Origin of the sequence: Cryobacterium serini (genome assembly GCF_004404025.1) — a bacterium.
In the GTDB taxonomy this organism is placed as follows: Bacteria; Actinomycetota; Actinomycetes; order Actinomycetales; family Microbacteriaceae; genus Cryobacterium; species Cryobacterium serini.
Window position 1 is genome coordinate 205,805 of the sequence record NZ_SOHN01000007.1, and the last position, 19,469, is coordinate 225,273.

Annotated in this window: 18 protein-coding genes; 6 read left to right on the forward strand and 12 right to left on the reverse strand. The window is 64.5% G+C overall.

Going from position 1 to position 19,469, the window contains the following annotated elements:
- Positions 1-221 precede the first annotated feature (221 nt).
- Positions 222-752, forward strand: a complete 531-nt coding sequence (locus E3T51_RS03295) for a hypothetical protein (RefSeq protein ID WP_134527458.1) — start codon at positions 222-224, stop codon at positions 750-752.
- Positions 753-811: 59 nt separating this feature from the next.
- Here the strand turns inward: E3T51_RS03295 and E3T51_RS03300 are convergent, their stop codons facing one another.
- From E3T51_RS03300 to guaB1, 5 genes are all read right to left on the reverse strand, one after another.
- Positions 812-1,027 carry a helix-turn-helix transcriptional regulator gene (locus E3T51_RS03300; RefSeq protein ID WP_134527460.1) on the reverse strand — a complete coding sequence of 72 codons (216 nt, stop codon included), beginning with the start codon at positions 1,025-1,027 and terminating at the stop codon, positions 812-814.
- Positions 1,017-1,424: a hypothetical protein gene (locus E3T51_RS03305; RefSeq protein ID WP_134527463.1), complete on the reverse strand. Its 408-nt coding sequence runs from the start codon at positions 1,422-1,424 to the stop codon at positions 1,017-1,019. Before E3T51_RS03305 ends, E3T51_RS03300 begins: the two co-directional genes overlap by 11 nt.
- A gap of 125 nt (positions 1,425-1,549) precedes the next feature.
- The gene (locus E3T51_RS03310) at positions 1,550-2,626 is read right to left on the reverse strand and encodes a hemolysin family protein (protein ID WP_134527466.1); all 1,077 of its coding nucleotides are present in this window, start codon (positions 2,624-2,626) and stop codon (positions 1,550-1,552) included.
- A complete protein-coding gene (locus E3T51_RS03315; protein WP_104193215.1) occupies positions 2,623-3,960 on the reverse strand; it encodes a hemolysin family protein in 1,338 nt (445 codons plus the stop codon). The genes E3T51_RS03310 and E3T51_RS03315 overlap by 4 nt, the downstream gene beginning before the upstream one ends.
- 222 nt (positions 3,961-4,182) lie before the next feature.
- Positions 4,183-5,622, reverse strand: coding sequence for a GMP reductase (guaB1, locus tag E3T51_RS03320; RefSeq protein WP_134527469.1), 1,440 nt, complete (start codon positions 5,620-5,622; stop codon positions 4,183-4,185).
- 182 nt (positions 5,623-5,804) lie between these two features.
- Between guaB1 and E3T51_RS03325 the strand changes: the two genes are divergently transcribed.
- Complete coding sequence (locus tag E3T51_RS03325) at positions 5,805-9,671, forward strand: multifunctional oxoglutarate decarboxylase/oxoglutarate dehydrogenase thiamine pyrophosphate-binding subunit/dihydrolipoyllysine-residue succinyltransferase subunit (protein WP_134527472.1); 3,867 nt, start codon at positions 5,805-5,807, stop codon at positions 9,669-9,671.
- A 204-nt stretch (positions 9,672-9,875) separates the two neighbouring features.
- Here E3T51_RS03325 and E3T51_RS03330 read toward each other — a convergent pair whose 3' ends face one another.
- On the reverse strand, positions 9,876-10,118 hold the full coding sequence (locus E3T51_RS03330) for a zf-HC2 domain-containing protein (protein WP_104193145.1): 243 nt from the start codon (positions 10,116-10,118) through the stop codon (positions 9,876-9,878).
- Entirely contained in the window at positions 10,115-10,795 is a 681-nt protein-coding gene (locus tag E3T51_RS03335; RefSeq protein WP_134527475.1) for a sigma-70 family RNA polymerase sigma factor, read from the reverse strand. Before E3T51_RS03335 ends, E3T51_RS03330 begins: the two co-directional genes overlap by 4 nt.
- 105 nt (positions 10,796-10,900) lie before the next feature.
- Here E3T51_RS03335 and aroA point away from each other — a divergent pair, with 105 nt between their 5' ends.
- From aroA to bcp, 3 genes are read left to right on the forward strand one after another with little or no spacing between them, the layout of a single operon-like run.
- Positions 10,901-12,262 (forward strand): 3-phosphoshikimate 1-carboxyvinyltransferase, encoded by a 1,362-nt coding sequence (aroA, locus tag E3T51_RS03340; protein ID WP_134527478.1) that lies wholly within the window; start codon positions 10,901-10,903, stop codon positions 12,260-12,262.
- Positions 12,263-13,441, forward strand: a complete 1,179-nt coding sequence (gene rsgA / locus E3T51_RS03345) for a ribosome small subunit-dependent GTPase A (protein ID WP_134527481.1) — start codon at positions 12,263-12,265, stop codon at positions 13,439-13,441.
- Positions 13,442-13,473: 32 nt separating this feature from the next.
- On the forward strand, positions 13,474-13,950 hold the full coding sequence (gene bcp / locus E3T51_RS03350) for a thioredoxin-dependent thiol peroxidase (RefSeq protein ID WP_134527484.1): 477 nt from the start codon (positions 13,474-13,476) through the stop codon (positions 13,948-13,950).
- A gap of 43 nt (positions 13,951-13,993) precedes the next feature.
- Here bcp and E3T51_RS03355 read toward each other — a convergent pair whose 3' ends face one another.
- Positions 13,994-14,443 carry a hypothetical protein gene (locus E3T51_RS03355; RefSeq protein WP_134527487.1) on the reverse strand — a complete coding sequence of 150 codons (450 nt, stop codon included), beginning with the start codon at positions 14,441-14,443 and terminating at the stop codon, positions 13,994-13,996.
- A 193-nt stretch (positions 14,444-14,636) separates the two neighbouring features.
- Here E3T51_RS03355 and E3T51_RS03360 point away from each other — a divergent pair, with 193 nt between their 5' ends.
- On the forward strand, positions 14,637-14,885 hold the full coding sequence (locus E3T51_RS03360; protein WP_035837005.1) for a WhiB family transcriptional regulator: 249 nt from the start codon (positions 14,637-14,639) through the stop codon (positions 14,883-14,885).
- Between the two features lie 197 nt (positions 14,886-15,082).
- Here E3T51_RS03360 and E3T51_RS03365 read toward each other — a convergent pair whose 3' ends face one another.
- From E3T51_RS03365 to E3T51_RS03380, 4 genes are all read right to left on the reverse strand, one after another.
- The gene (locus E3T51_RS03365; protein WP_134527490.1) at positions 15,083-16,576 is read right to left on the reverse strand and encodes a sensor histidine kinase; all 1,494 of its coding nucleotides are present in this window, start codon (positions 16,574-16,576) and stop codon (positions 15,083-15,085) included.
- Between the two features lie 44 nt (positions 16,577-16,620).
- A complete protein-coding gene (locus E3T51_RS03370) occupies positions 16,621-17,883 on the reverse strand; it encodes a CpaE/TadZ family protein (protein WP_134527493.1) in 1,263 nt (420 codons plus the stop codon).
- Positions 17,883-18,518: a hypothetical protein gene (locus E3T51_RS03375; protein WP_134527495.1), complete on the reverse strand. Its 636-nt coding sequence runs from the start codon at positions 18,516-18,518 to the stop codon at positions 17,883-17,885. Before E3T51_RS03375 ends, E3T51_RS03370 begins: the two co-directional genes overlap by 1 nt.
- An 89-nt stretch (positions 18,519-18,607) precedes the next feature.
- A complete protein-coding gene (locus tag E3T51_RS03380) occupies positions 18,608-19,207 on the reverse strand; it encodes a hypothetical protein (protein WP_134527498.1) in 600 nt (199 codons plus the stop codon).
- Between the last annotated feature and the right edge of the window lie 262 nt (positions 19,208-19,469).

A 19,469-nucleotide genomic window follows, 5' to 3' on the forward strand; every position in this document is an offset into this window, starting at 1 on the left:
ATTTTTCAGGACGGATTTGACGCCCGTATCGGCGCCCTTACAACGTTCAGACCGCGCTTGGTCCAGAACAGTCTCAACATCGTCAGCGATGTATCTCAAGAAACATACCGGTGGAAAGGTTTATTTTTATGACGATACAAGGCAAACTGGACTCGTCAGGTGCTGACGACCGTTAGCACCTGACCCGAGAAGAAGGACTTGAGTAAATGACGAGAAGCTTTATGACTAAATCAATCTTCGCCACGGTAATCATCGCTGCCATGTTCAGTGGCTCCCTCCCGGCAACTGCCGCTGAGAAAGCTGAGCCCTCGCCGGCCTCGGCTCCGGCTGCTGAAATATCAGGCACAGAACTCGACGACGCTACGATCTCGGCCGCGTTTGCAGACTTGCAGGCATCTGACGCGCCTCGTTCAGAATCGATGGAAAACGGAAAATCACTGGTCACATTCACGCTGCCGACGGGCAGCACCCTGACCTTTGAGCGTGACGCGATTCAGCTGATGCTCGGCGGCGGGTACGGCCAATGGGGTCTCTACGTCGACTTCAACCGAACAGACCAAGGGATCCTCCTCTCCGGTGGAGGCGCCGGCCTGGCGACGGCCCTCTGCTTTATTCCCGGCGTAGGTATCCCAATGTGCATCATTGCCGCCACGGTAGTCGCAGCGGCCACGGCGGCCCTGGTCGCACACGGAGTGTGCGGCGGAACCATGCGCGTTTGGGCGCAGCAGTTCGGCTTCACCGAATGCGTATGACCGCGTAGCCCTCGCCCCTTTGGCGCGCAGTGAGGGACTTTCGCATTCGCGGAAGTCCCTCACTGCGGCGCTGGGAGCCCCTGGTCACTGGGAGCGAAGAGCAGCTCAACACTCGTATTCAGCTCGCGGGCAATTTTAATTGCCAGAAGCACAGAGGGCGAGAATTTGCCCCGCTCGATGGAGATGATGGTCTGGCGGGACACTCCGACCAGTGCCGCGAGCTGCACCTGGGTGAGCGACGATGCCAACCTTCTTTCGGCCACTCTACGATCCATTGCGAATCCTCAATATCAGGTACCGGATCCAAAAATCACAGACCAGCGCAATACTGAACAGCATGAGGGCGACCGAGGCACTGAGCGTCACGTCGACGATGAGAAGAACGACGCTAACCGCCACCCCACCGAGGACCGCGTCAAAGAATACTCCGGCCTGGGCCGTGCGGGCCAGGCTCACCTCGATACCGTCACGCGCCCCTGCCCCGGATTGGCGCTCCCGCGCGCGTCTCAGCAGATAAGCACTCGTGCCTGCCGCGGCGACCACGGGGATGGCCAACCAGGCGACCAGACTTTCACCGCCGGCCTGATCACCGATCAGTGCTGAAATAAGAAGCCCCAGCGCCACGAGGACGACAATAATTCCGTAAATAAAGCCCGGACGCATGGTTCGCATAATCCCTCTTCCCTGAACGCACTTGTAAAGCTTGCCTTACGTAAAGTTTACTATACGTACAGTGAGCTTTACAAATCGAGGGCGTGCAGGTGGACGGGGCCGGGCCCCGTCCAATGGCAGAGGGGCTAGTCCCGACGGGTAGCGTCCTGCACTTCGCCGACGAGCTCCTCGATGATGTCTTCGAGAAAGAGCACCCCGGTGGTCTCCCCTTCGGCGGTGAACGATCGCGCGAGGTGGGCGCCCGAACGACGCATGGTGGCGAGGGCGTCTTCGAGGTCGGTGTCTTCGAAGATCGAAATCAAGGCACGGATGCGCTTGGCGGGGATCCGCCCCGCGTAGCTGTCGGGCGCTGCCAACGTTGCGGCACTGGCCGAGGCCCACGGCACATCGAGGTCGAGCACGTCTTTTAGGTGCACGTAGCCGGTGAGGTAGCCGTCGGAGTCGGCGAGCACGTAGCGGGAGAAGCCGTGGCGGGTCACGGCTTTCTCCACGTCGGCCGGCGTGGCCGATTCCGGCAAGCTGACCAGCTTGCCGAGGCCGACAGCCACGTCGCGCACCTTGAGGTTGGTGAACTCGAACGTCGCGCTGAGCGCACCGGTTCCGTCGCTCAACACACCCTCACGCGTGGACTGGGTGACGATCGTCGCCACTTCGTCCAGGGTGTAGGCGCTCGTGGCCTCATTCTTCGGCTGCACTCCGAACAGGCGCAATACTCCGTTGGCGCAGGCGTTGAGGCCGACGATCAGCGGCTTGAAAACGCGGGCGACGAACACCAGCGGCGGCGCGAGCAGCAGCACAGCCCGGTCCGGCACCGAAAACGACAGGTTCTTCGGAACCATCTCGCCAAACACGACGTGCAGGTACGAGACCAGCAGCAGCGCCACGATGAAGGCGATTGTGCCGATGTAGGCCTCCGGCAGTCCGGTCAGACCCAGCGGCACCTCGAGCAGATGGTGGATCGCCGGCTCCGAGACGTTCAAAATGAGCAGCGAGCACACCGTGATCCCCAGCTGGGAGGTCGCGAGCATGAGCGTTGCATGTTCCATCGCCCACAGCGCAGTTTTCGCGCTGCGTTTTCCGGCCTCGGCGAGCGGTTCGATCTGGGAGCGGCGGGCCGAGATGACGGCGAATTCCGCCCCGACGAAGAAGGCGTTGGCGGCGAGAAGCACGACCAACCAGGCAAGTCCGGCCCAGTCGCTCATTTGTCGCTCACCTTCTTTCGATCGGACTTGGTTTCAACGGCCAATACGGCTTCGGGCACGGCCTCCGGAGTGAAGCGCAGCCGGTCGATCCGGCGTCCCTCCAACCGCTCAACGGTGAGGAAGCCGTCGCGCACCGGTACCCGGTCACCGATCACCGGCAGCCGGCCCAGATCGCTCATGACAAAACCGGCCACGGTCTCGTACGGGCCCTGCTCCGGCACGACGACGCCCGTGCGCTCCAGCAGTTCATCGGGCCGCAGCATGCCGGGAAAAGTCAGTGAGTTGGGCGAGCGCACGACGCCGGCGCGGGCACGGTCGTGCTCGTCGGCCACCTCGCCGACCAGTTCCTCGACCAGGTCTTCCAGGGTGACGACGCCGGCGGTTCCGCCGTATTCGTCGACGACAATGGCCATCTGGTAGCCGCGGCCGCGCAGCTCACCGAGCAGGTCGTCGAGCTTCATGGTTTCGGGCACGCGCACCGGGTCGGTCTGCAGGGCCGACACCGGAACATCCGCTCGCCGCTGGCGCGGCACAGCCACCGCCTGCTTGACGTGCACGATGCCAACGACGTCGTCGACACTCTCGTCGACAACCGGAAATCGTGAATAACCGGTGGATCGTGTGAGGTCGATGACCGCCTGCGCCGAATCTGTGCGGTGGATGCTCGCCACGCGCGGACGCGGCGTCATCACGTCGGATGCCGTATGCCCGGAAAACAGCAGCGTGCGGTGCAGCAACGTGGCGGTATCTTTTTCCAGCAGTCCGGCGCTGGCCGAACGGCGCACGAGAGAGGAGAGTTCCTCGGCTGTGCGGGCGCCGGAAAGCTCTTCCTTCGGTTCGATGCCGATAAAGCGCAGCAGGCCGTTGGCGCTGTTATTGAGCACCAGCACCGCCGGTTTGAAAACGGTCGTGAACACGGTCTGGAACGGAATCACCAGCCGTGCGGTCTGAATGGGCAGGGCCAGCGCGAAGTTCTTCGGAACCAGCTCACCAATGACCATCGACACGAGGGTCGCCGTCACGATGGCGATCGTGGTGCCGAACACCGGCACGAGGTCGACGGGCAGGCCCATCGAGGTGAGCGGTCCGCGCAGCAGCGACGACAGGGCGGGTTCGATCGTGTAACCGGTGAGCAGGGTGGTCAGGGTGATACCCAGCTGTGCGCTCGACAGGTGCGTCGAGGTGATTTTCAGGGCAGAGATAGTCAGGGCGAGGCGGGTCTCCCCGCGGTCGCGGCGCGCTTCGAGGTCGGCGCGGTCGAGATTCACCAGGGCGAACTCACTGGCGACGAAAAGGCCCGTTCCGACGGTGAGGATGAGGCCGACTCCGAGCATGATCAGCTCAGACAAGGAATTCACCGACAGCGACTACGGGCGAGGGTTTGTGGGACGAGGGTTCAGCGGTGGGAGGGTCATCCATTATTCAGCCGAGTATACCGGGCGCACCTGCCCGCGCACCGGGCAGCCAAGCGGATACCGCCCCGCGAAATACCGCCAGCGCTACCAGCGCGGTACCAGCACGTCCGGCAGCGCCCGCCGACCATCGCGAGACCGGTCCTACCAGGACACCGGCAGTGCCTTACCCTCCTCATAGCCGGCGGCCGACTGAATACCCACGAGCGCTTTCTCGTGAAAGTCCGCGACGGTGGTGGCTCCCGCGTAGGTGAATGAGGAGCGCACCCCCGACGTGATCATGTCGAGCAGGTCCTCGATCGACGGTCGCAGCGGATCGAGGTAGATCTTCGAGCTCGAGATTCCCTCGGCAAACAGGGTCTTACGGGCGAGGTCGTAGGCGTCGAGGCGCTCGAACCGCGCCTGCACGGCCTTGGTCGACGCCATTCCCCAGCTTTCCTTGTAGACCGCGCCGCGGGCATCCACATTCAGCATGCCTGGCGCTTCGGTGGTCCCAGCGAACCAAGAGCCGATCATGACGGATGCTGCGCCAGCGGCCAGCGCCAGCGCCACGTCGCGCGGGTAGCGCACCCCACCATCTGCCCAGACGTGAGCGCCGAGCTCGCGGGCGGCGGCGGCGGTTTCGAGCACGGCCGAGAACTGGGGTCGGCCGACGGCGGTCATCATGCGGGTGGTACACATTGCCCCGGGACCGACTCCGACCTTGACGATGGTCGCGCCCGCACCGACCAGATCACGCACGGCGTCCTTGGTCACGACGTTGCCGGCCACGATCGGCAGCCCGAGGTTCAGGTCGGCGACGATGCCGAGCGCGCGCAGCATGCCATCCTGATGCCCATGCGCGGTGTCGATCACCAGAATATCGACGCCAGCGTCGGCGAGCGCGCGGGCCTTGGCCGCGACGTCACCGTTGATGCCGATCGCCGCGGCGACCTTGAGCCGTCCGTGGGCGTCGAGCGTGGGCTGGTACAGCGTGGAGCGCAGGGCGCTCTTGCGACTGAGGGTGCCAACCACTACGCCGTGGTGCAATACCGGAGCGAAGTCGATGTCGGCCGCGGTCATCAGGTCGAAAGCCCGGCGCGGCCCGTCCACGTCATCGGCGTCGAGCGCGGTCAGGTCACCGTGCAGCAGATCACCCAGGCGAGCGTCGGGCAGGGCTGTCGCCAGCCGGCTGGCGACGATGCAGCCGAGGTAGTCACCGGCACCGGAGTGGATCACTATTCCCTGCCCGGGAACGGCCGGAACCTGTTGACGTGCGAGCTCGACGGTATCCTCGGGGCCGAACACGAAGGGCGTGTCGAAACGAACCGACTGGTCCTTTACCCAGCGGATGGCTGCGTCCAGGTCTTGCAGGTGCATGTCCTGCGGCAGCACCCCCAGCCCGCCACGTCGGGCGAGCGAGGCGGCCAGACGAGGCCCGGTGACCGAGTTCATATTCGCCGACACGATGGGTATCGTGGCGCCGGTGCCGTCACCAGGGGCCAGCGAGACATCTAAACGGCTGGTGACGGCCGATTGGCCGGGCACCAAAAATACGTCGGAGAAGGTCAGATCGTGGCTGGGTGTTGTTCCATAGAACTGCATACCAAGAACGCTAGCCGTTCGGTGGGGTGTTTATGGCGGCGCGGGATGGGATTAGGCTAGATGGGCAGACTGACCTGGCGGTCGACATCGTCAGCGGCAGGCTCAATGAAAGCGCAGATTGACCCGGCGATTGACCCCGCCGAGGGCATCCAAATTCAAAGCAGAGAGTGGGCGATCCCACGGTGTCAAGCCAGGTAACCGGTGGAGCTTCTGACGAGACAACGTCAGGCGAATTCGGAGCAAACGAGTGGCTCGTTGACGAATTGTACGAACGATACTTGATCGACAAGCAGTCGGTGGATGAATCGTGGTGGCCGGTGCTCGAGAGCTACCACCAGACCGCGAACACCCCGGCAGACACCGCTGTGGTACCAGAGGCCGCCGCGCAGACCGCCGCCGCAGCGCCGGCTGCCCCGACCGCAGCCGCAGCACCGGTCGCACCGGTCGCGCCGCCTGCCCCGACCGCAGCCGCAGCACCGGTCGTACCGGTCGCGCCGGCTGCCCCGACCGCAGCACCGGTCGCGCAGACCGCTCCCGGGGCCGCAGCGCCGGCTCCGGTGACCGAGAACCAGCCGACGGCCCGCACCACCTCGAGTGCACCCAAGCCGGCCCCGGTTCCCGCCGACGCCCCCGTGACAAGCCCGCAGGCCATCGTCGTCAATGCTTCCGAGCCGGTCAAACAAGATCAGGTCTCGCCGCTGCGCGGCATGGCGAAGTCTCTTGCGACCAACATGGTCACCAGCCTGACCGTGCCGACGGCCACCAGCGTGCGCACCATTCCGGCCAAGCTGCTCATCGACAACCGCATCGTCATGAACAACCACATGAAGCGGGCTCGTGGCGGCAAGGTCTCCTTCACCCACCTGATCGGTTGGGCGCTCATTCGCGCCCTCAAGATGTTCCCGAGCCAGAACGTCTACTACGACGAGGTCGACGGCAAGCCGTCGGTCGTTGCCCCTGCCCACGTCGGCATGGGACTGGCCATCGATATGCCCAAGCCCGACGGCACCCGCGCCCTGCTCGTTCCGGCGATCAAGCGCGCCGACACAATGACCTTCGGTGAGTACCTCGCCGCCTACGAAGACCTGGTCACCCGCGCACGCAAAAACAAGCTCACCGCCGATGATTTCGCCGGAGCGACCCTCTCGCTGACCAACCCGGGTGGCATCGGCACCGTGCACTCGGTACCCCGCCTCATGAAGGGCCAGGGCTGCATCATTGGCGCCGGCGCCCTCGACTACCCGGCCGAATTTCAGGGTTCGAGCGTCAAGACCCTCACCGGCCTGGCCATTTCCAAGACCATCACCCTCACCAGCACCTACGACCACCGGGTTATCCAGGGCGCCGGTTCGGGCGAGTTCCTCAAGATCGTGCACGAGCTTCTGATCGGCCAGCACAACTTCTACGAGGAGATCTTCTCAGCCCTGCGCATTCCGTACGACCCCATCCACTGGGCACCGGACATCAGCGTCGATCTCACGACCGCCGTCGACAAGACCGCACGCGTGCAGGAACTCATCAACTCGTTCCGCGTGCGGGGCCACCTGATGGCCGATATCGACCCGCTCGAGTACTCGCAGCGCAGTCACCCCGACCTCGACATCGCAACCCACGGGCTCACCTTCTGGGACCTCGACCGGTCGTTCGTGACCGGCGGTTTCGGAGCTAAGCGCCAGATGCTGCTGCGCGACATTCTCGGTGTGCTGCGCGACTCGTACTGCCGCACCACGGGCATCGAGTACATGCACATTCAAGACCCGGCCCAACGCAAGTGGGTGCAGGAAAAAATCGAGAAGTCCTACGTCAAGCCCACCCACCACGAGCAGATGCGTATCCTGGGCAAGCTCAACGAGGCCGAGGCTTTCGAAACGTTCCTGCAGACCAAATACGTCGGCCAGAAACGTTTCAGCCTCGAGGGCGGCGAGTGCACCATTCCGCTGCTCGACACCATCCTGCAGGGCGCTGCGGAGCAGGGCCTCGACGAGGTCGCGATCGGCATGGCCCACCGTGGGCGCCTGAACGTGCTCACCAACATCGCCGGCAAGACCTACGGCGAGATCTTCCGCGAGTTCGAGGGAACGCAAGACCCCCGCACCGTGCATGGTTCCGGTGATGTGAAGTACCACCTCGGTACCACGGGCATGTACCGCGGTGAAGACGGCGCCGAGATTCCGGTCTCACTGGCCGCAAACCCGTCACACCTCGAAGCCGGCGACGGCGTGCTCGAGGGCATCGTGCGCGCCAAGCAGGACCGCAAGCCGATCGGCACCTTCTCCACCCTGCCCATCCTCATCCACGGCGACGCCGCAATGGCCGGCCAGGGCGTCGTGCTCGAAACCCTGCAGATGTCCCAGCTGCGCGGCTACCGTACCGGTGGCACCGTGCACATCGTGGTCAACAACCAGCTCGGTTTCACGACCCTGCCGCAGGATGCCCGCACCAGCGTCTACGCCACCGACGTCGCCAAGACCATCCAGGCGCCCATCTTCCACGTCAACGGGGATGACCCCGAGGCAGTGGTGCGTGCCGGCGAACTCGCCTTCGCCTACCGCCAGGAGTTCAAGAAGGATGTCGTCGTCGACCTCATCTGCTACCGCCGTCGTGGACACAACGAGGGCGACGACCCCTCGATGACCCAGCCGCTGATGTACAACCTGGTCGAGGCCAAGCGCAGCGTGCGCAAGCTCTACACCGAGGCGCTCGTCGGCCGTGGCGATATCACCGTCGACGAATACGAAGCCGCCCACCGCGACTTCCAGGACCGCCTCGAACGAGCCTTCCTCGAAACGCACGCGGCACAGACCGCGTCGATTCCGATCATCACCGCGGAGATGGCGGCCACGGCGAAGGCCGAAGCTGAGGCACAGGACCGCGAGGACGCCGCTGGCGAGCCAGAGACGACCGGTGTTCCGGAGAGTGTCATCCAGCTCATCGGTGACGCGTTCAACAACAAGCCGGTCGGTTTCACGGTGCACAACAAGCTGCAGCAGTTGTTGCAGAAGCGTCTCGACATGAGCCGCAACGGCCACATCGACTGGAGCTTCGGCGAGTTGCTCGCGCTTGGCTCGCTGCTGGTTGAGGGCACCCCGGTGCGTTTCGCCGGGCAGGATGCCCGCCGCGGCACGTTCGTGCAGCGTCACGCCGTTCTGCATGACCGGGTGAACGGCCAGGAATGGCTGCCACTGGCCAACCTCAAGGACAACCAGGCCCGATTCTGGATCTACGACTCCCTGCTGAGCGAATACGCCGCTATGGGCTTCGAGTACGGTTACTCGGTCGAACGCGCCGACGCCCTCGTACTGTGGGAAGCCCAGTTCGGTGACTTCGCCAATGGGGCGCAAACCATCATCGACCAGTTCGTCTCGTCCGCCGAGCAGAAGTGGGGGCAGCGGTCATCCGTTGTGCTGCTTCTGCCGCACGGCTACGAGGGCCAGGGCCCCGACCACTCGTCGGCTCGCATCGAACGGTTCCTGCAGCTGTGTGCCGAAGAAAACATGACCGTGGCGCGCCCGTCGACGCCCGCATCGTACTTCCACCTGCTGCGCCGCCAGGCGTACATGCGTCCGCGCCGTCCGTTGATCGTGTTCACGCCCAAGTCGATGCTGCGCCTGCGCGGCGCGACGAGCGCCGTGGCCGAGCTGACCAGCGGCAAGTTCGAGACGGTCATCGATGATGCCCGTATCGCCGACAAGAACGCCGTCAAGCGCGTTTTGTTCATGGCCGGCAAGATCTACTACGATCTGCTGAACGAGCTCGAGAAGAACCCCAACCCCCAGATCGCCCTCGTGCGCGTTGAGCAGTACTACCCACTGCCCGCCGTGAAACTCAAGGACGTAGCCGCCCAGTACCCGAACGCCGAATTGGCCTGGGTGCAGGACGAACCAGAGAACCAGGGAGCCTGGCCGTTCTTCTACCTGGAGACCAGCAAACTCGGCCCGCGCGCCATGCGCTTGTTCTCCCGTCCAGCATCGGCGTCACCGGCCGCTGGATCGGCTAAGCGCCACGCAATCGAGCAGGCCAAGCTGCAGCGCGACGCCCTGACTCTCTAACGGTCACAGCAACGCAGACAGCAATGGAGGGTGACGAGAGTCACCCTCCATTGCTGTCTGCGGGGCGATGGGATTTGCGGGCCCGCGCGGCCTCGACAACTGCGAGAACCGTGGGATTGCAACCTTGGAACTCTCGCTTGGGTATCGGATGCGACGGGTGCCGCGTTCCTGCTCGGACAGGTCGAACCGTCGCTGGAATCCTGTCTAGTGCGACGCTTGCAGGGAGCGCAGTTTTAACAAAACCTGATCGCGCAGGTCTTCGGGGGCGGTTTCCTTGCAGGCACGCTGCATGACCTCGGTCATGGTGCGTCCAACCAGGTGTTCGCTGCTGCAGTCGGGGCAACTAGCGAGGTGCTCCCGAATATCGGCCGCATCATTCTTGCGAAGTTCGTTGTGCAGGTATTCTTCGAGTTCGGCCTTGGCCTTCTCGCAACCACAATCGGTCATTTTTCTGTGCTCCTGGATGTTTTCTGGTTCTGGCCCATGCCTAGCCCGCGTTCGGCCGCGTAGCCAGCCAACAGCTCGCGCAGGAGTCGTCGGCCACGGTGCAGGCGACTCATTACGGTACCGATGGGGGTTTTCATGATTTCGGCGATCTCCTGGTAGGAGAACCCTTCGACGTCGGCGAAGTACACGGCGAGTCTGAAGTCTTCGGGAATGGATTGCAGGGCGTCTTTGACGGCGCTGTCTGGCAGATGGTCGATAGCCTCGGCCTCGGCCGAACGCCCCGACGTAGCGGTGGTCGATTCCGCGCCGCCGAGCTGCCAGTCTTCCAACTCATCAATCGTGCCCTGGTAGGGCTCGCGCTGCTTCTTGCGGTACGCATTGATGAAGGTGTTGGTGAGTATGCGGTATAGCCACGCCTTGAGGTTGGTTCCCTGCTCGTACTGCGCGAAGGCGGCGAAGGCCTTCACAAAGGTTTCCTGCACGAGGTCCTGCGCATCCGACGGGTTGCGCGTCATGCGCATGGCCGCCGCATACAGCTGATCGAGAAAAGGCAACGCCTGCTCCTCGAACAGTCCGCGGTTCTGCTCGCGCAGTTCGGCCTTGGTCGGGTGCAGTGTCGTGAGTTCTGGGTCGCTGCTCGAAAGGTCTTCCGAGTTCGCGGGCGTGTCTGAAGTCATCACGAACGATTCTAAGCCGTTACCCACGGCCAGGGGTCGCTCCAGAAGCACTGACACTGTTACGGATCTCCCTCATGTTGTTATCACCGACTATTCTGATAACCAATGCTGATCTCGAGATATTCCAAGCCGGAGTTCGATCCGTACGGCGACAATTCACCGACCGAGGAAGAGGTCTGGTGGCCGGCGCCGAGCACGGACGCGCCATTGCAGGCTGTGCTGGCCTTGCCGGGCTCGAAATCGTTGACCAACCGGGAGCTCGTCGCATCCGCTTTGGCCAGCGAACCATCCCTGTTGCGGTCGCCGCTGCACTCCCGCGACAGCGACCTCATGGTCGATGCGCTCCGCCAGCTCGGCGCCACGATCGAGGCTGTGGCCGGCGCCGGCGCGTTCGGCTCCGACCTGTTGGTGACCCCGCCCGAGGAACTGCTTGGTTCCACCACGATCGACTGCGGCCTGGCCGGCACGGTCATGCGTTTTCTGCCGCCGCTGGCCGCCCTGGCCCTCGGCCCGACGACGTTCGACGGCGATGTCGGTGCCCGCCGTCGCCCCATGGGTCCCATCATCGGCGCGCTGCGCGACCTCGGCGGCGACATCAACGACGATGGCAAACGCACTTTGCCCTTCACCGTTCACGGCCGCGGAGCGGTGACTGGAGGCGCAACTACCATCGACGCGGGCACGTCCAGCCAGTTCGTCTCCGGCCTGCTGCTGGCCGGGGCACGCTTCGACCAGGGGCTGCACCTCACCCACTCCGGTGAACGGCTGCCCAGCCTGCCGCACATCGAGATGACCATCGAGGTGCTGCGCGCTCGCGGGGTCATCGTGGCCACGCCGAACGTCGGCGAATGGATCATCGAACCCGGTCTTCTCGCGGGTCGTACGGTCGACATCGAGCCCGATCTTTCCAACGCCGCACCGTTCCTCTGCGCCGCGCTCGTAGCCGGCGGCAGCGTCAGCATCACCGGCTGGCCGCAGACGACCACTCAGGTAGGCGCCGACCTCGAGCAGCTGTTGCCACTATTCGGCGCGACTGTCACCCGCGTTGGCGATCGCCTTACCGCCACCGGCGGCCAGCGCATTCTCGGCGTCAACCTGGACCTTTCGACCGGCGGCGAGCTCGCCTGCACCCTCGTCGCCCTTGCTGCCCTGGCCGAGACGCCGAGCACGATCACCGGAATCGGGCACATTCGCAACCACGAGACCGACCGCCTCGCCGCGCTGGCCACCGAGATCAATCGGCTCGGCGGAAAAGTCACCGAGCTGCCCGATGGCCTGCAGATCGAGCCGGCTCCCCTGCACGGCGGCCAGTGGCTGAGTTATAACGACCACCGCATGGCGACAGCCGGCGCGTTGATCGGTCTCGCGGTACCCGGCGTCGACGTGGAGAATATCGGCACCACCGCAAAAACCCTCCCCCAGTTTCCCCAGCTGTGGCATGCGATGATCACCGTAGCGGCGCTGTAGATGCCCGTGACGGGTAACCAGAGTTCCCTGGGCGAGGGCGACGATCGGGATCGGATCAGCGAGCATGTGGTCACCGACGCAGCGTCCACGGATAACGCCGACACGGATTACGCCGACCTCGCCGGAGATCCCGGCGACACCTGGTGGGCCTCCGCCGACGACGACGAACCCGAGTTCGACGAGTCCAGCGTGCACGTGCGTCCCGGCCGCAAGGGCAGTAAACCCCGCTCCAAGACCCGTCCAAGCCATGAGGATGCCCTGACCGGGCGCATTCTCTCGGTCGACCGCGGCCGTTACACGGTCATGCTCGATGAAAACCTGCCCACCGAGCGGCGCATTACGACCGCCAGGGCCAGCGAACTGCGCAAGCAGGCCGTCGTCAACGGCGACCGGGTCGACATCGTCGGCGACACAACCGGGGCCGAAGGCAGCCTGGCACGCATCGTACGAATCGTGCCGCGGGACACCCTGCTGCGGCGCAGCGCCGACGACACCGACGCCGTCGAGCGCGTGATCGTGGCCAATGCCGATCAAATGCTGATCGTTGTCGCTGCGGCCAACCCGGAACCGCGCATCCGCTTGGTGGATCGGTATCTGGTCGCGGCCTACGACGCCGGCGTGAAGCCCATCCTGTGCGTCACCAAGACCGACCTGGCCGACCCTGCCGTATTCCTGGCCAATTTCGCCGGCCTCGACTTGCCCGTGTTTCAAAGCGGCGAGGGCGGCATGCCGATCGAAGCGATCTCGGCGGCGCTGATCGGCCACGACACCGTCTTCGTCGGGCACTCCGGAGTCGGCAAGTCCACTCTCGTGAACGCGCTGGTACCGGGCACCAACCGGGCTATTGGCGTCGTCAACACCGTCACCGGGCGTGGCCGCCATACCTCGTCGTCGACCGTGTCGCTGCGCCTTCAAACGGATGCCGGCCGCGGCTGGGTCATTGACACTCCCGGTGTGCGGTCCTTCGGCCTTGGGCACATCAACACCGACAACATCCTCAAGGCCTTCACAGATCTCGCAACGATCGCCGAGCGCTGCCCGCGCGGCTGCACGCACCTGCCGAACTCGCCGGACTGCGCCATCATCGAGGCCGTCGAGGCTCATGAACTCGGCGAGACCGGCCGGGTGCGTCTGGACTCCCTGCAGCGCCTTCTCGCCACCTTCGCGCCCGCTCGCTGAGCTCGTCTCGCCAGCGCAGTTACGATGGAAGAATGACGGATTCAGCACGCCTTGCAGTCGGCGACACGGCCCCCCAGTTCACCCTGACCGACCAGGACGGGGCATCCGTTTCGTTGGCCGACTTCGCGGGCAGCAAGGTCGTCGTCTATTTTTACCCGGCCGCGATGACCCCCGGGTGCACGACCCAGGCCTGCGATTTTCGCGACAACCTCGGATCGCTCAAATCGGCTGGCTACCAGGTACTCGGACTCTCGAAAGACGCTCCGGCCAAGCTTAAGAAGTTTCAGGAGCACGACGCGGTGAACTTTCCACTGCTCAGCGACACCGACCTCGCCGTGCACCGCGCCTATGGAGCCTATGGGGAGAAAAACCTGTACGGCAAGATCGTGACCGGCGTGCTGCGGTCGACGCTCGTGCTTGATGAGGCCGGAATCATCACCCACGCCCTGTACAACGTCAAGGCCACGGGCCACGTAGCGAGCCTACGCAAGAAGCTCGGCATTGACTAGTCGGTGCGGCTTGATCGGGCCTTCACGGCCCGCACAGCGCCGCTCAGTCGGCTTCGGGCTCGGGTTCGTGGCTCGTCGCGGCGACGACACGCGGGTTGAACACCAGTATGAGCACGATAATGGATGGCAACAGGAGTGCCCAGCCGACGTCAGGCCGAGCGTAGATCCCTTGAAAACAACCGATCGCGATCATGACCAGTACGAGCTGCCACGTAACTGCAGCGCCGCGAATCCACGGACGCCGACGGAGAGCGCCGACCGTGATCGCACTGACCCACAGGGCAGCGACAACGATGAGGGCCAATAGGGCCAGCGAGGCTCCCACCGAGTTCGGCGTGGCTATGAGCAGTTCGAGCACCCACCAGGCGCTTAATGCCCACACGGCGAGGGCTTCCAGGGCGAGGAGTGCGATCAGTACCCCCAATAAGGGGGTACGCCGAATAGCCCGGAGGTCGATCCGGGCTGGGCGCCGCGCACCAGAGTCGCTGTTCACAGCGAAAAACCATACAGAACTATTGATTTGATACCTCTATTATGGGACGATATTTGAGGCCCGGTTGACGCTCACAGGGACGTGAGCTGTTTCAACGCGGTTATCGCGCAGATCCCACTTTCCTGCAACCGGCCATCACCCCTGCAACTCTGGCCACTCGGCCGTGCACCCATGTAATAAAAGGAGCATCCCTATGGACTGGCGCGATAAAGCTGCCTGCCTCACCGCTGACCCGGAACTTTTCTTTCCGGTCGGCAACACTGGACCCGCAGTGGACCAGATCGAGAAGGCAAAATCAGTGTGTGCTCGATGCAACGTGACCGAGGTGTGCCTCCAGTACGCACTCGAAACCGGCCAAGACTCGGGAGTCTGGGGCGGTCTGAGCGAAGACGAGCGCCGCGCACTCAAACGTCGCGCTGCACGCGCCCGCCGCGCTTCCTAGCAGCCAGCGCAACCCAGAACGCGAGCCTACGGCCGTCCGGTACTCCCGGCGGCCGCTGGCTCGTTTTTTTGTGCCCGCCAGCAGGCCAAGCGACCGCGCGCATCCGCACCCGCACCCGGGCCCACCTTATGGCCGCGGGCCCAGTCTATAAATTGGGCCCGCGGTTCGGGCCCGGGCCCCATCCCAAAAGGCGGGGACTAGCCTTCCTGCATGAAGCGCAGGGGGATCTCGATCGTCACCTCGGTACCGCTACCCATCATGGTGTGCCAGTCGATGGTGCCGCCAAGTTCGCCCTGAATGAGTGTGCGCACAATCTGCGTGCCGAGGCCGGAGCCCACCTTGCCCTCCGGCAGGCCAGCACCGGTATCGCGCACCATGACGGTGAGGGTCTCGTCACTGCGCTGCGCCTCGATCGACACTTCGCCCTCACGTCCGGCGAGTCCGTGCTCGACCGCGTTGGTGACAAGCTCCGTCAACACGAGCGCGAGCGGCGTCGCATAGGCGCTTGGCAGGGTGCCAAAGCTGCCGAAGGACTTCGGGTGCACGGTCGTATTGTGAGCGGATGCCACCTCCACCGTCAACAGCAATACCCGTTCAAAGACGGCATCGAAGTCGACGATCTGGCTGAGCCCCTCCGACAGCGTGTCGTGCACAACGGCGATGGCGGCAACCCTCCGCATCGCCTGGGTCAGTGCCTCGCGCGCCCGGTCGGACTGGGTGCGCCTCGCCTGGATGCGCAACAGGGAGGCCACGGTCTGCAGGTTGTTCTTGACCCGGTGGTGGATCTCCCGGATGGTCGCATCCTTGGTGATGAGCTCACGTTCCTGGTGGCGCAGCTCGCTGACGTCGCGGGACAAGATGATTGCACCAACGCGTTCTCCGCGATTGCGAATGGGAATCGCGCGGAGCGACACCGTCACCCCGCGCGCCTCGATATCGGTACGCCACGGCGCCCGCCCGGTGACGACCAGGGGCAGCGACTCATCGACGACGGCGGTGCCGGTGAGCAGACTCGTGGTGACCTCGGCGAGCGACTCCCCCTCGAGCTCTTCGGCGAAACCCATGCGGTTGAACGCGGAAAGCGCGTTTGGGCTGGCAAAGGTGGTCAGGCCGTCGACGTCAAGACGCAGCAGGCCGTCGGACGCGCGCGGCGCGCCGCGGCGCGGACCGGTCGGCGCCCCGAGATCGGGAAAGTCGCCGGAGGCGATCATAGCGAAAAGGTCGTTCGCGCAGTCATTGAAGGTCAATTCCTGACGGCTCGGCGTGCGCGCCTCACTCAGGTTGGTGTGGCGGGTGAGCACCGCCACCGGGGCAGCCGTCACTTCGGATCCGCTCGTGCTCAGCCGGCGCAGCACTGGAATGGCCCGCACGCGGGTGGGAGTCTCCTCGAACCAGGCCGGCGCATCGCGGTCGACGATCTTCGCGGTCTCGAAGGCTTCAGTGACCTGGTTGCGCCACTCCGCCTTGATGTGCTGGCCTACGAAGTCCCGATAAAACAGGGTGGCCGCGCTCGATGGACGCGCGTGCGCTACCGCGACGAAACTGTCGGAGGTCGTTGGAACCCACACGACGATATCCGCGAACGCGAGGTCGGCCAGCAGCTGGCCGTCCGCGACCAGCATATGCAGCCAGTCCACGTCTTCCGCGCTGCTGCGGCCCTGGGCAAGTACGAGATCACTGAGCGTCGACACTCTCCATAGCCTAGGTGTAACCGTGGGTTCACATCGCCGTGGCCTCACATGACCGGGGCTGCCTTTCGTGCCCGCCACTTGACGCGCCGCGGCATCCGCGTGGATTCCGTGGCAGCGAGTACGATCAGGTCCTCCAAAACAAAACGACGGATGCTCACGCGCGCCGGAGACTTCGGGCTCGAGTCCCGCAGGGTGCGGCCGGTCAATACCGCCGCGTCCAGGGCACCCTGGTCGTGCGGCACCAGAATCGATGATTCTATGCCGCCGAAACGCAACAGCATTGACGTGACCTGTGCCCGCGGATTCAGCCCGACAGCACTCGCCCGCACCTGGTTCATCACAACGCTGACCGTACTGGTGCCGATCACCTCGGTGAGATCGCTCCAGGCACGAAGAAACCGGGCCATCCCCACCGGGTCCGCCAGCCCGCAGGCGACGACGTGGTCGGCCGCGCGCAGGGCAGTGACGGTGGCGGCGTTCCGCCTTGGTGCCAACACGTCACTGGTCAGTTCTTCATCGCTTTCCAAACTGAACCCGGTATCCACCACCACGTAGTCCACCCAGTGGCGTAGCGCGTCGATGGTGCGGGTGACCCGTTCGGTCGACAGTTCCGGCCAGCGCGACGGCCTGCCGAGGCCGGTAAGCACCCAGAATGCGCCCTTGGGCGAGTTGTAGCGTTGCGCGATGCGTTCAAGCTCCGACTGGTTGAGGCTGTCGCTGCCAGCCAGCCGGCACGCGGCAGCGAAGCCCGGTGCTTCATCGAGCATGCCAAGGCTCGGGGCGATCGAGGCGCTGTAGGTATCGACGTCGGCCAGCACGACAGTGTGGCCAGCTGCCGCGATTTCCGCCGCGATGTTGATGGCGAGCGTGGTGCGCCCTGGGGCGCCGCACGGGCCCCACACCGCGATCACCGAGCCGGTGTTGAGCGCGCCGCCGGTGAAATGCCGTTCCCCCACCCGCAACGGAACGACAACGCCCGACACGAGCAGATCTTCAATCTCCGACCAGTCGCAGGGTATCGCGACCGTTTCGTACAGGCCGAGCGTGGCCGCGTGTCGCCGCTCCTGTTCGGTCGCGGTCAGCGCGACGACCCGGATGCCGCGCTCGTCGCACGCGGCGATCAGCTGGCCGGTCAAGGACTCCCGGCGACCGCTGACGACGACGACGTGCGGCTGCCCATGCGAGAGCGTCTCAAGGAACTCCCGGGCGGTATCAACGCGCGTGACAACACTGTGCCCACAATCCACGATCTCGGCCAGCATCTGCTGCTCGGTCGCTCGGTCCAGCACGAGCGCGAGCCTGGCCATCAGGGCACCACCGGGGTGTTCACGGGCACGATCGCGAGGGCATCACCGTTCATGATCGCTTCCAGCACCGCGCCCACACTGGCCTTGGGCACGAGCATCTCGACGGATTGACCGTTGTCGGCCGCGATGATGCCGGTCGGTTCGACGATGCGTACGACAACGGCCTGCCCCACCAGAATCGTCGGCGGAGCGTATTCGCTGGGCCCGGTTGCCCGCGCCGACCAGATATCGACGACGGAGCCCGCCACGATGGACGCGGCCAGCCTTCCCGGGACATCAACGACGACACTGGTCACGTCCCTTCCCGACGCTTGTCCGACCGCCGACCGTGCCACGAGTTCGCCGGCCAGAATGGTCTGGGTGACAAGCAGACCGCGCTGGAGGTCGGCCGCCGGCACAAGATACAGGTCGGCCGTGCCGCCGAGCTGCACCCGGCTCTCCACGAGGTCGGCCGACCTGAGCTGGTCGCCGACGGTCAGTGTGTGCCGTGCGGTGTAGACCGCCGTGGTGCGATCACTGCCGGCGACGATCGCGCCGACTCCCGCGATCGACGCAGCGACCAGCACCAGCCCGATAACAAATCGGGGATCGACCCAGAACCGGCGGCGCGTGCGTGTGGGACGCGTTGTTTTCATCCGTTACCTCGCTTGTTTGTAGCGCTTCTGATGATGCGTTGGGCCCCGTCGTGCCCGACCGCGGAAACTGGTGGAAAAGTTATCCACACCTATCCGAGCCGGATGACGTGAATTTGCCATAACGGCACGAGACGGTAGTGCAAAACTTCCGGCGCGCGGCGCAGCGTTCCGAGCGGATGCACCGCCACATCGAGGTGGTCACGCGCGACGCGGTCGATGGTGCCGGCCAGGACACCACCGCGGGTCTCAAGCTCCACGCTGCGCCGCCGCCGGCACAGGTCCCGAAGCACAAAGGGGAATCCGACGCGGTCGATTAGCTTTCCGGTGGATTCAGACTCGACCGCGATCGAGGCCAGATTCTGCTTGTCGCTGAGTACCACACCGGCGATAGCCGAGAGCGGGATCACACACTGAACTCGACCGTTCCCGGCGCCCGGTAAATCGGCCGCGAGCCAGTCGCGACCGAGTGCCGTCGGGCGAACCGCGATGGTTTCACCGGAGACCAGCACGATGCGCAGCTGCAGCGTGCCACCGAGGCCGACCGACCGCACCACGTTACTCAATCGCGTGCGTAGGGAGAGCTTGTCCAACCGCGCACGTTCTTCCTGCAGGCGCAGGTCAGTAGCTTCGGAGTGCAGCTCGCGTTCGAGTTGCCCCTCGAGGTCATTAAACAAATCATCCCAGCGCACACGTTGAAAGTAGCCGACCCCGGACGATCTCGCTCGCGTTGTGCACAGGCTCTTTAAGCGCTAGACAGCGCGGTAATCAAGCTGATTAGGTTTTGCGCCACAAGAGTTGCACGTTCGATATCAGGAGGAACAATGTGGCCTTGACCCCGTTGTGTGGACACCTCACAAGAGAGAATGTTCACTATGGCAAGATCACGTCGGGACTTCACCCCTGAGTACAAAGACGAGGCCGTGAAGCTGGTCGTCACCACGGGCAGAGCGG